Raw genomic sequence first — 11,899 nt, 5'->3', positions numbered from 1 at the left:
CCCTCTCCCCCGCTCTCCTGCTCCTTTTGAATGTGCAAAGCTGCTTTAAGCAGCGATCGCGTATATTCATGTTGGGGATTTTGGAAGACAGACTCAACGGGGCCAGTTTCTACTATTTTGCCGTTGTACATCACAGCAATGCGATCGCAATATTCGCCCACCATCGCCAAATCGTGGGAAATTAACAATATCGATGTCCCCCGCTCTTCACAAAGCCGCGTTAATTCTTTTAAAATTTGAGCGGCTACTGTTACGTCTAAACTTGTAGTCGGTTCATCCGCAACAATTAGCTTAGGATTGAGAAGAACAGCTAAGGCGATCGCTACCCGTTGTCGCATTCCGCCGCTAAATTCATGGGGATATTGCGACCAGCGAGAAGCTGGAATTTTCACTGCATCTAGAGTTTCTATGGCTCGATCTTTGGCTTGCGATCGCGATAATTTCGGTTCGTGAGCTTTGAGAGTTTCAATACAATGTTCCCCAATTGTCATCAAAGGATCGAGGCGAGTCATCGGATCTTGAAAAACTAATGATACCGCTTCGCCGCGAAACCGTCTAAGCTGTTCGGGGTTCATATCAAACACAGATTCCCCGGAAAAGGTAACTCGACCCTGAATTTGTGTAGACTTGGGCAAAAGCCGCATCGTCGCACGTCCTAACGTTGACTTACCGCACCCAGATTCCCCAACTAATCCCAATTTTTCCCCAGATTCCAGCATCATCGATACGTCATCAATTGCCCAACTAGATTGTTGATTTCGCTCTGGATAAGCTACCCGCAAATTTTCGACACAAAACAGGGAATTAGTCATAACTGAAGATAGGAGATAGGGAAGAGAGGGAGGGATTAGCAATTAGCAATTACGCGACTTACGCAGTCTCTACGTGAAATCTAGGGTAAGAGATTGCTTCACTGTGTTCGCAATGACGGGAAAGATTGCTTCACTGTGTTCGCAATGACGGGAAAGATTGCTTCACTGTGTTCGCAATGACGGGAAAGATTGCTTCACTTCGTAAGCGCTACGCGCAGGCTACGCCAACGCAATGACAACGCTGATATTAGGTTTTGTTGAGGCATAAAACTCAACTCTTTGTTAACAGTTAACAGTTAACAGTTAACAGTTAACAGTTAACAGTTAACTATTTAGCCGGAAGACCTTTGCGCTTACTTTCAAATCTTCGCAAGATGTAGGAAGCTGCAAAATCTCCATTCGGATGATCTTCCAAAACTTCTGCTAGTGCAAAGACATATTGAGATAATTCTTCCCCTAGTTTATCAACTATGCCTTGGCGTTCTCTTTCGGCAAGCTCTTGCTGGCGAGCTTTTGCTTGCCAGGTGCTAGAAAACATCTGCTCAATTTGGGCGTGGAGTCCCATACTTTCCAGAGTTTCCCATTCACCGCTGTCGCACCAAATGCCACCGCAAACGCTACAACGTTCTACATAAACGGGGGTTTTGGTGAAGGGAATTCGGGCTCGCGATAGATATTGTCCGTCGTCTGGACACATTGCAGCTTTGGAGTCATAGGGTGAGGGCGCAAAGTCGGGGCTGACATTCCCTTTTGGCTGGGATTTGCTCGGCCATTGACGCTGATATTCTTGCCAACCTTGATATTCTTTGGAGGGTATCCAGATGCCGTAGCAGTTAGGACACCACTTCACTGCTAGGTGGTCGTTTAACATTCCTTCCTCTAACTGCGGATGCTTACATTTTGGACATTGCACGGCTGTTTTCTCCTTGGCTCGATAATTCCTATTTCTGGTTTATACTTTGGCTGCGATCGCGGCAGCCTATTTATTCTGTACACTTTTGCAGGAGGGCATCGCAGTAGCCAATTAGGGTCTGAATGCGATCGCTTGCTGCTGTTTGTCTCGTCTGGGCTGTCGCCAGTACCCGCGACGCTTGCAAAAATGTTATATCCATCCCCAACAAGCGCAATTGCTTGTGCATTTCTGTCAGGTATGACTGCTCTAACGGTGTTTCTGGCGGATCTAGCCCGTCGCTGTCTGAACCCATGATTTGCCCTGCGAAAAATTGCTGCACTTCTCCAAAAGTTGCCAAGAGCGCTGTCCGATCTAGATTAGCCTGTGTAGCAACGCTTTGCAGCTCTTGGAGAACTTGCTTGAATTGCTGGTAGTGCTGGGGGCGATTTTTGGACAACATAACAAATGTAAAGAAATTTATATCTATAATTAAGGTAGATGGTCTGTCTGGGCTTTTAGCTAAGCTTTGTCTGCTTTCAGGCTAAGTAGCGATCGCTGTACTTGATACTCCCAAAACGTTCTTAATTCTACAAGGCAAGGGCAACTAACCAGAGTATTTGCCCAAAATCAGATTTTTTCCTCCCTACGAGGGTGGTTCTTCTCAATTTAGATAGCTATAGTTGACAGAAAAATACAGGATCTTTTTCAGATTAACTATTAGGTGTCAATTTTAGCTTAGTATACCTAGATACAGAAATTTTGCTGTTCCACCGGAAAGCGACTTCTGTCGCACTATCTATTTATAACTTTTAAACCCTGACTCCTATGAATGCCAATACTCTGATTCCATCAATCTCAACTGACTGTAACATTCCTGATTGGTTACAAGAATGTCTCAATGGGGATGCCGATGGTCAGTCGTCGGGAGCGATCGCGACTTGTTCGACGGATAATGCTTTAATTTGTCGGGCCTTTAAATTTGCCAACGAGCTCCACGAGGGTCAGTATCGCAAATCTGGTGAGCCCTACATCTGCCATCCTGTGGCCGTAGCCGGGATGCTGCGGTATTTAGGCGGCAATAGCGCGATGGTTGCGGCTGGCTTCCTCCACGATATCGTTGAGGATACTGATGTCACGCTTGAGGATATAGAACTGCGGTTCGGCGCTGAGGTGCGACAGTTGGTGGAGGGGGTGACGAAGCTTTCTAAGTTTAATTTTTCTAGCAAGACGGAACGCCAAGCTGAGAATTTTCGGCGGATGTTTTTGGCAATGGCCAAGGATATTCGGGTGATTGTGGTGAAGTTGGCGGACAGGCTGCATAATATGCGAACGCTGGAACATCTCTCAGACGAGAAACGCCGTAGTATTGCTTTGGAAACGCGGGAAATCTTTGCGCCTTTGGCGAATCGCTTGGGTATTGGTCGCTTTAAGTGGGAATTGGAGGATTTGGCGTTTAAATACCTGGAACCGGAAGCTTATTGCGAAATTAAGGATTTGGTGGATCAGAAGCGGACTGACCGGGAAGCGCAACTGGCGGAGGTGACGGACATTCTGCGGAATCGGCTTGATAGTGTGGGGATTAAGTGCTACGAAGTTAGCGGCCGCCCAAAACACCTGTATGGGATTTACCAGAAGATGCAGCGGCGACAGAAGGGGTTTAACCAGGTCTACGATATTGCGGCGGTGCGGATTATTGTAGAAAGTAAGGATGAGTGTTATCGGGCTTTGGCGATCGCGCACGATGCTTTCTGTCCGATCCCCGGTCGCTTCAAGGACTATATCGGCTTACCGAAACCAAATCGCTATCAGTCTTTGCATACGGGCGTGATTGGCAATAGCGGCCGCCCCATTGAAGTGCAAATCCGTACAGTGGAAATGCACCATATTGCAGATTACGGGATCGCCGCCCACTGGAAATATAAAGAAAGTGGCGGTTCCAGCAATCTTAAGGTCACAGGAGATGACGAAAAGTTTACCTGGTTGCGGCAACTGCTGGAATGGCAAAGCGATCTTAAGGATGCTGAAGAATATTTAGAGAGCATTAAAGATAATTTATTTGATGAAGATATCTACGTATTTACGCCCCAAGGCGATGTCGTGGCGCTGACAAAAGATGCAACGCCTGTAGATTTTGCTTACCGCATTCATACGGAAGTTGGGAATCACTGTACTGGTGCGCGAGTGAACGGGCGAATGGTGACGCTGGACTCGCTTTTAAAGAATGGCGATATTGTGGAAATCCTAACTCAGAAAAATGGTCATCCGAGTTTGGACTGGCTGAATTTTGTCAAAACCAGCGGCGCAAAAAACCGGATTCGTCAGTGGTATAAGCGATCGCATCGCGATGAAAATGTGGCACGCGGCCGAGAATTATTGGAAAAGGAACTGGGCAAAAATGGCTTTGAATCTTTACTAAAATCTGAACCCATGCAATCTGTGGCGCTACGCTTCAATTACCACAGTGTAGAAGATTTGCTAGCTGGTTTGGGCTACGGTGAAGTGACACTAAATCTAGTAGTAAATCGGCTGCGAGATTTAGTACAGCAAAAAGTCGAGGTAGTTCCTGATGTTTTAACTGTGCCGATAGTAGCACCTGCACGGTCGATGCCGAGTTCATCTCCGAGTAAATCACCGATTGCAGGAGTTGAGGGTTTATTGTATCATTTGGCCGGTTGTTGCACTCCGATCCCAGGAGAAGTAATTATTGGCATTGTGACTAAAAATCGCGGAATTTCAATTCACCGCCAAGGCTGTTCTAATACAGAAAATGTTCCTGGGGATCGGTTAGTACCTGTTAGTTGGAATCCTACCAATCGGAACGGCGGTCGTCTTAATACTTACCCCGTGAATATTCAAATTGAAGTTCTGGATCGCGTGGGTGTGCTAAATGATGTTTTATCTCATTTAAAGGACAATCATGTAAACGTTCGCAGTGCGAGTGTGAAGACTTATCCGGGTTTACCTGCTTTGATTGATTTGTGTGTTGATATTCAGGATAAAGAACAGCTTGAACGCACTTCTATGCAAATTAAAAAAATGAGTGATGTTTTGAATTTGCGGCGAATTAGTGAGGGCAACTAGGAAGAGGGATGGGGGAGATGGGGATTAGCAATTACCCATACCCATTACCAAATTCTAGACAATATCTTTGCGTTTCTGTACAAAGAAAATTAGAGCAAACATAATCAGCATTTGCAAAACCAAAATGCCCCAATATAGAGTTACATTCACCTTGAACATTTTACCATATTTGTTGTAAAAGTTCTCAATCAAGGCTTCTCCACCCTTGATAGTTCCCTCATATTTCCCCTTCCATTCGCTGTAATCTTTTTGCCAAGTATCAATCTCTGATTTATACTTATCAACCTTTTGCTCATAGTTATCTAACTCGCGAAGGTCACTCGGTGCTTTACCTGGGTCTTCCGGCTTTCCTGGTTCTATCCTATCTATAACAGCGTCATATTTACCCTTAATTCCGGGGAATTGGCACTTTTTGAAAAGGTTTTCTCCTAAACACTGACACTGCTGTTTTTTCTGATCTTGCGTTAATTTATTTCGCTCACTTTCTGGCAATTCCCAACAGGAATCCTCAGCCACATTCCGCCCTAAACTTGTTAGCGTTACTAAAGACTCGAAAGACCATTTTGTAATTGTTACCTGGTTAACAATGCGGCCTGGTGCTCCCAAGGCATCTATAGATAACATTCCACCACCAAAGGTAATTTGTGGAACTAAAAAGATAATTGTTAACAAAGGCGCGATATTTTGATTAGGCGAAATAGCTGAAACTAAAAGCCCCATCATCATACCGGCAATGGTGGCAAGCACTAACGTTAAGTACATTGCGCCTAAAACTTCATTGCCACCGGGAATATCTACGGCTAGTTTCTTAAATAGTAAGAAAATCCCCGCTTGATACAAAGCTAAAAGTACGCCTACCCAAACTTTTGATAAGATATAGGGAATAATTTGCAGACCGATCATCCGTTCGCGGAGATAGATATCTATTTCTTTAACTATTTCCCGCATTGTGCCTAAACTGCCGACCATGACAGCAATTAAAGCGGTGACAAATAGCATCGTAATTGCCTGACCTGCATCGCCTTTTTCTACGTCAAATATGCCGCGTTTCCAGGTAACAAAATCCAGCAATCCTAAAATTGGCGCGATCGCCAGCATCAAAAATAAACCTGCTTTATCCTGAAGTAAAATAGCAATATTGCGCTGCGATAAAATTCCAAATTCCCTCACCGCCGCTACTCGCCTACCTCTATTGGGTGGCTGTTGCTTGGCGGGGCGTTGCTGGGGTGGGGCGGGTGTGGGTGTGGGTAATGTCCGCTGGCGATCGCGCACGTATTTTTGATATTGTGGTGAACTGAGATAGCGTTCCTGCCAATATTCCGGCGAGTTTTCGTGTTCGACTTTGCGGTAAATTTCATTGAATTTCTGCACGCCAAAGTATTGAGGCGCTTCGTTTGGCGGCCCGAAGTAAGCGACTTTGCCACCCTTGGCCATAAATACTACTAAGTCGCACAGAATAACGTTCTCAGTCGCATGAGTGATCAGCAAAATTGTGCGACCAGAATCGGCCAGCTTTCGCAATAATTGCATAATCTCGCTTTCTGTGCCGGGGTCGAGTCCTGATGTGGCTTCATCTAGGAAAAATAGGCTGGGTTTTGTGAGGAGTTCTACACCCATTGAAACTCGTTTAAGTTGGCCGCCGCTGAGGGCTTTAACTTGTACGTTTTCACGACCAATTAAGTTTAAATCTTTAATAACTTCGCCGATTCTTTTTTTACGTTCGGCTTTAGTTGTATCAGCAGGCATCCGCAATTTTGCGGCGTAATCGAGGGCTTGATATACTGTTAATTCGGTGTGAATAATGTCTTTTTGGGGGACATAACCGAGGTCATTGCGGTAGGCGTTGAAATTTTTGTAGAGGTTAACGCCATTAATTAAAACTTCGCCGCTGGTAGCGGGCCGAAAGCCGTTGAGGGCATCAAGAAGGGTAGATTTACCGCCGCCGCTAACTCCAGCGATAACGATAAATTCGCGGGCGTGAATTGTCAGGGAGATTTCATCTAAGATTTTGATACCTTTGCCGACGATTTTTGTTAAGTTGACGGCATCGAGGCGCAGGTTGCCTTCTTCGCTATAGCCGACAAGGGTTTCGTCGATATTTAAGACGAAGCGATAGGGGCCGATGCGGATGTTATCGTTGACTTTGAGGATGCGATCGCCCATAACTTCCTTACCATTGACATAAGTGCCATTGGTGGAAGTCAAATCTTTAATTACAACTGAACCGTTACGCCGTTCGATCCGGGCGTGAAAGCGCGATAAGGCTGGATGGTTGAGGGGGATATCGTTTTTGGTATCTCGCCCGATGGTTAGCGCCTGTCTGCCTCGCAAGTCTAAATGGGCAGTAAATACTGTTTGTTCTCCCATTTTCGCCGCGACTGTAGCTGCTTCTACTTGGTTAGCAACGACAGGTATTGCGGCAATACGGGCGGCCATTTTGAAGCGCAATTCGATGCCGCCAATGCGGATTGTATCGCCGTCTGCGAGGGGGTGAGGTTTACTGGGTTTGAGTTGGAGGTTGTTGAGGCGGAGGCCATCTGTGCTGTTGAGGTCGGTGAGAAGGTAGCGATCGCCTTGCCAGACTATTTGGGCGTGATGGCGCGAAATCAAGGGCTCGTTGAGGATGAGATGATTGTCGGTAGCGCGGCCTATGGTAATTACATCGCTGTTAAATGAGAATTTCGATATTGGATCGCTGCCTTTGCGGATTTCAATATAGGCGGGAGATGCGGGCATAGGACTTTTTTTAGCAGTGCCAAGATATTTATCTCACATTTTGGGCTGTTTATGTCAAATGTTTTGGCAAAGTTATTTCTGTTTACCCGTCAAGTTAAGTTACACTTCAATTTGATCGTATATTCGTTAATTATGTCATCATCTGAAGATTACCTATTTAATGATCCGATTTTTAACATATTGTTTCATAACTGGATTGAGACTAAAAAATGTGGTTTTACCCTGTTCTTCTGCATCCAGAAATAACCGCATCCCCAAGGATTGCATAGCATTTAATAAGTCTGAGGTCGATAACTGTACTGTCTTGATAATTTGCGGCAAAGCAACGGGTTCATTTTCCTCAGCCAACTGCATCATTATTGCCATTTCCGACTGGGTTAGACGCTGGAATTGTTGGTCTAATTGTGCTTGCAGAGATTCGCTTAAGATCGCAGTGTCGCATTGCAAAAACTCGGAGACGCTTCCACCAAATAAATCTTGTACGATCGTGATGGTTAACTCTAACCAGAGAGGATTGCCTTGATAAGTATTAATCAAAGTTTCCCAATCATCCTCATCTGATAAGTTTTGCTGTTTGAGAATTTCTTTGGCGGCGGTTCCTAAGCTACCCAAGACTAAGGACTGTACGTAGTTATTTACTCTTTCTAATTTAGCAATTTCTCTGGTTTTTTCCCAACTAATCAAGATTAAGCAAGTGTGGTGACAAACTTCGGCGATTAGTTTAAAAAATTGCTGATAATCTTCATATCCAGTTTTATATTGTCCCGCTAGTTGTCCGGTGCTAAAAAGCATCTGTACGTCGTCGAGGATAATCAGACAGCGATACTTTCGGAGGTTGTCTAGGAGTTGGGAAATTTGGGTTTCGATGTTTTGCGGAATGTCTGTTTTGTCGGAGAAGATTTGTAAAAGATTAGTGAGTGTTGTATTGAGGGTGGGGGAAAAGCGAAGACTGCGATAAATTACGTAATCAAAGTTAGTTTTGATTTGTTCTATTAGTCGGAGTGCAAGGGTGGTTTTGCCTATTCCGCTGATTCCCAGAAGTGCGATGAGACGAGATCGATCTTGTAATATCCAGGTTTCGAGGGTGGTGAGTTGGGGAGTGCGATCGTAGAAGTTGAAGATTTCGGGTGCGTCGCCTAAGTCGATGTGGGGTTGGGTTGGGGTTTCTTGGGAGTTTTGGGGAGATGAGGGCGCTCGCGTTTTTTTTGGGCAAATGTTGACGTTATTAACCGTTACATGATCTCTGCCAATAGCTGATGAAAAATTAGTGTAAAATTTGGCTTTTTCTAATATTGCTCTAAAATTTCTTTTAGTAATATTTTCTCCGAATCCCTCTGAAAGTATTTTCCATAACTCCGAACCGATATCCCTGAGATGACCTTCACTGGAGTGAGTTGCTTCGGCAATTTTCAAGTATGTTTGACCTTGGAATGTCCCTTCAAGGATAGCCTTTTGCAGATAGTCTAGGTGTTCTCCCGTCTTGGCGAAGATTAGTTCGTCTGCGAGTTTTAAGACTGCTGCGATGTCCATAGGTCAGCGATTGGGTGGAGTTTGCCCAATTATATCCGATCTTTCCGACATTTCCGACATTTTTTCCGATCTTTCCGATCTGGTTGTCTGGAAAAAGTGCAGACATTACTTGAGTCATCATTGTACTACACTGACGTTTAGGTGAGTAAGTAAGGTAAATATAAATGTCTAACAAGCCACTAGAAGAAGGAAGAGGCAAACAAAATCAACAATCAGCAAACAAAGATGTAGATAACGTAGTTAAGGATTTACACTTAACAAAAAATGAAAGAAAAGAACTACATGACCTACTGAAAGAGGATTATCTTGGCTATCAAGAAATTCTTACCAGGGCTAAAGAAAGATTCCCTAAACGTCATAGTGAATATAAAGACGGTGAAAAGGATCGTTGGTAGCCAATGACTTAGGATACCCAAACAAATGCTTTCTGGAATATACACTTAATAGTTAACACCCTAAAGAAGTGAGGAAAGGTTAAATGAGTTACCCAAGAACGGCATCATATCAAGCTGACCCAGACGCTGATAATTATGTCTGTGGTAGTTGCGAGAGAACTCAAGATCCTCGCGAAGGCGATCCATGTATCAAGTGTGGAAAACCAACTGTCACTTGGTTAAAATCTCAGGGCGAATCCTGGGATGAAGTCTTGAAAAAATGGGAACGGTATCACGGTTAAGTAAAACTAGATATTGAATGCAAAAGGAGTGAAATTATGGCTAATGAAAAACCACCAAGTCAACCAAAATCTAAGGAAGAAATGGAGAGAGTCTGCCAAAAATGCAATGGGACAGGAAAGATAACTTACGAAGATGCAAAACGAGAGGTTGATTGTCCTAAATGTCGCGGTAAAGGTTGGACTTTGTAAATCATCAGGGAGTTGCGATCGCTCTCTCGAATCTACTCTAAGGATTGATTGAGAAAAGTTGCGATCGCCAACATTTATACGAAAGGCTAAAGGTTAGGCGATCGCACCATCGAATCTACTATCCGGTAGTGGGAATGATGGGAGAGGGTGTAGGGGGCGATGTTTCATCTCAGTATCATTAATAATTTTAAATAGGAGTGTAAATATGTACAATATAATGGAAGCATATGGTATTAATCAATCCGTAATAGCGACAACAGAAGGCAAACAATATCAACAAGCTGGATACTATGATAAGGCTCTCAAAGAATATAATTTTGCTTTAGGTATGTTTATATCTAATCTTGCTACATACGAGGATTCTGAAGTTTTGCTGGAAGATGAAATTACTCTACTTTTTTTGCTTTTTGACTTAGTAAAACAAATCGAGATTTGTTATGGTGAACTCAAGGAAATTCATAAGCACTTTATATTCGTAGAAAATTTGATCGAAATAATAAAAACTCTTGGTAAATACGAAGATAAATTAAAGGTTGATGAATTTATTGCCTATAAAAATATAAGTAAATTAATAGAATTATCAGATGAAGACGCTTCCCTACTAGCTGAATTTAGAGCCGAATTTAAAAACCCATCTCAATTCATTGAGAATTCAGATGATCCAATATTCAGAGAACTGTGTTCAAACTTTGATAAATGTTGCTCCTATAGCAAATGTCTTTTATCATCCAGAGGAGTTAGTATTAGTAGTTCTAGTAGCTCTAGTAGCTCTTGCTTCATCGCCACAGCAGCTTATTCCACTTCCACACACCCAGACATCGAAACATTTCGCAATTTCCGCGACAAAAAACTTTTAACCAATCCTGTTGGTCAAGGTTTAGTCAGCCTATACTATAATATCAGCCCTAGCATCGCTAACTATGTGAAGAGGCAACCAGTCATCAAGAGCTTTTTAAGGCAGCAGTTAGAGCGTTTAGCTGAGTGGATGCGTAGCCAAGGAATTAAAAGTTAGTAGTAGAGTTTTAAAAGGAACTATCTAAGAAGCAGGGAGGAAAACCGATCGCGCCTCTCTTCTCCAACGTGCGTAGGCGTAGCCAGCCGCAGGCATCGCCCTTCAGTTAATCATAAATTTCTCTTCGGTGTCCAATCTGGTGAATAGTAATAACCCTTAAATCATCATCAAAAGAATAAATCACCCGATAATCTCCCACTCTTAACTTAAAGAAACCTGCCAGATTAGCCGACAAAGGCATAGGAGTAATTTGTTCAAAGTTTTCAGCTAACCAATTGATTTTATTGCCTATACGCTGCTGCACAGGCTGAGTCAATTTTTCTTGGTTAACCAAAGCTTCTGGTGTCAACTCAACCGAATAACTCATTACGATTTTATGCCTAGTTTTTGATAAAATTCCCCACTTCAATGCTGCTTTCTCTTACTTGTTTGCGCTGCATTGACTCTAACAATTTCTGCTTGACTTCTTTCTTAACTTCTAAACCTGCATCAGGATCGCCCAAATATTCTTCTAAGCACTGTTCAACGGTATGCTGAATCAAGTCTCGCAGTTGTTCAACAGTCATGTCTTTGACTTGCATATTCATCTCCTAATCTGTGGAATTCTCAATAAATTATAGCAATTTTATTTTCTAAGTTGCAACTGGAATTCCAAAGCATCCACACGATACGGCAAAAAACCGCGCCATCTCTTTAAATTGTTACTAAGCAATTTTTCACTACTACCCTGAGTCTGGGTTGTTACCCGCTGGCGAATCAATGCTGACAATACTTCTAAAAGTTGCTGTTGCTCTTCAAGAGTGAGATTTTGAGCCTGACTCAGTACCTCGCTATAAGTAGACATAGGGAGCATCCCGATTTTGCAAAAAGACTGGCAGCAGATACAATAAAGAGACTACCGAAGGTAAAAAAATGAGCATAACTCCCGAAGAACAATTGCGCCTATCAGCTTGTATTCAGGAGATTTCGCA

At 43.4% G+C, this 11,899-nt stretch carries 14 protein-coding genes; 6 read left to right on the top strand and 8 right to left on the bottom strand.

Annotated features, from left to right (window positions below; all coding sequences use genetic code 11):
- The 3 genes from PY364_RS12930 to patD form a co-directional block, all read right to left on the bottom strand.
- Window positions 1-812, bottom strand: an 812-nt coding sequence (locus PY364_RS12930; RefSeq protein WP_275523038.1) for an ABC transporter ATP-binding protein, incomplete at its 3' end; no start/stop codon positions are given.
- 328 nt (window positions 813-1,140) lie between these two features.
- Window positions 1,141-1,725 (bottom strand): zf-TFIIB domain-containing protein, encoded by a 585-nt coding sequence (locus PY364_RS12925; protein ID WP_275523037.1) that lies wholly within the window; start codon window positions 1,723-1,725, stop codon window positions 1,141-1,143.
- 70 nt (window positions 1,726-1,795) lie between these two features.
- Complete coding sequence (gene patD / locus PY364_RS12920) at window positions 1,796-2,164, bottom strand: heterocyst frequency control protein PatD (protein ID WP_275523036.1); 369 nt, start codon at window positions 2,162-2,164, stop codon at window positions 1,796-1,798.
- 365 nt (window positions 2,165-2,529) lie between these two features.
- Here patD and PY364_RS12915 point away from each other — a divergent pair, with 365 nt between their 5' ends.
- Window positions 2,530-4,785 (top strand): bifunctional (p)ppGpp synthetase/guanosine-3',5'-bis(diphosphate) 3'-pyrophosphohydrolase, encoded by a 2,256-nt coding sequence (locus PY364_RS12915; protein WP_275523035.1) that lies wholly within the window; start codon window positions 2,530-2,532, stop codon window positions 4,783-4,785.
- 54 nt (window positions 4,786-4,839) lie between these two features.
- Here PY364_RS12915 and PY364_RS12910 read toward each other — a convergent pair whose 3' ends face one another.
- A complete protein-coding gene (locus PY364_RS12910; protein ID WP_275523034.1) occupies window positions 4,840-7,521 on the bottom strand; it encodes an FHA domain-containing protein in 2,682 nt (893 codons plus the stop codon).
- A gap of 153 nt (window positions 7,522-7,674) precedes the next feature.
- The gene (locus PY364_RS12905) at window positions 7,675-9,051 is read right to left on the bottom strand and encodes an AAA family ATPase (RefSeq protein ID WP_275523033.1); all 1,377 of its coding nucleotides are present in this window, start codon (window positions 9,049-9,051) and stop codon (window positions 7,675-7,677) included.
- Window positions 9,052-9,215: 164 nt separating this feature from the next.
- Here PY364_RS12905 and PY364_RS12900 point away from each other — a divergent pair, with 164 nt between their 5' ends.
- The 5 genes from PY364_RS12900 (at window position 9,216) to PY364_RS12880 (ending at window position 10,928) form a co-directional block, all read left to right on the top strand.
- Entirely contained in the window at window positions 9,216-9,446 is a 231-nt protein-coding gene (locus tag PY364_RS12900) for a hypothetical protein (RefSeq protein ID WP_275523032.1), read from the top strand.
- 83 nt (window positions 9,447-9,529) lie between these two features.
- Entirely contained in the window at window positions 9,530-9,727 is a 198-nt protein-coding gene (locus tag PY364_RS12895; RefSeq protein ID WP_275523031.1) for a hypothetical protein, read from the top strand.
- Window positions 9,728-9,763: 36 nt separating this feature from the next.
- Window positions 9,764-9,916: a hypothetical protein gene (locus tag PY364_RS12890; protein WP_275523030.1), complete on the top strand. Its 153-nt coding sequence runs from the start codon at window positions 9,764-9,766 to the stop codon at window positions 9,914-9,916.
- A gap of 44 nt (window positions 9,917-9,960) precedes the next feature.
- Window positions 9,961-10,098 (top strand): hypothetical protein, encoded by a 138-nt coding sequence (locus PY364_RS12885; protein WP_275523029.1) that lies wholly within the window; start codon window positions 9,961-9,963, stop codon window positions 10,096-10,098.
- 23 nt (window positions 10,099-10,121) lie between these two features.
- Entirely contained in the window at window positions 10,122-10,928 is an 807-nt protein-coding gene (locus PY364_RS12880; protein ID WP_275523028.1) for a CFI-box-CTERM domain-containing protein, read from the top strand.
- A gap of 106 nt (window positions 10,929-11,034) precedes the next feature.
- On the opposite strand, the gene PY364_RS12875 is transcribed toward PY364_RS12880, so the two are convergent.
- Genes PY364_RS12875 through PY364_RS12865 form a run of 3 tightly spaced genes read right to left on the bottom strand, consistent with a single transcriptional unit; the run spans window position 11,035 to window position 11,772 of the window.
- The gene (locus PY364_RS12875; RefSeq protein WP_275523027.1) at window positions 11,035-11,295 is read right to left on the bottom strand and encodes a type II toxin-antitoxin system RelE/ParE family toxin; all 261 of its coding nucleotides are present in this window, start codon (window positions 11,293-11,295) and stop codon (window positions 11,035-11,037) included.
- Between the two features lie 13 nt (window positions 11,296-11,308).
- Window positions 11,309-11,509 (bottom strand): hypothetical protein, encoded by a 201-nt coding sequence (locus tag PY364_RS12870; protein WP_275523026.1) that lies wholly within the window; start codon window positions 11,507-11,509, stop codon window positions 11,309-11,311.
- Between the two features lie 44 nt (window positions 11,510-11,553).
- The gene (locus PY364_RS12865) at window positions 11,554-11,772 is read right to left on the bottom strand and encodes a hypothetical protein (protein WP_275523024.1); all 219 of its coding nucleotides are present in this window, start codon (window positions 11,770-11,772) and stop codon (window positions 11,554-11,556) included.
- Window positions 11,773-11,899 lie beyond the last annotated feature (127 nt).

The organism is Kamptonema sp. UHCC 0994, from assembly GCF_029167235.1.
Classification (GTDB): Bacteria; Cyanobacteriota; Cyanobacteriia; order Cyanobacteriales; family Microcoleaceae; genus Kamptonema.
This window is presented reverse-complemented; position numbering and strand designations above follow the sequence as displayed.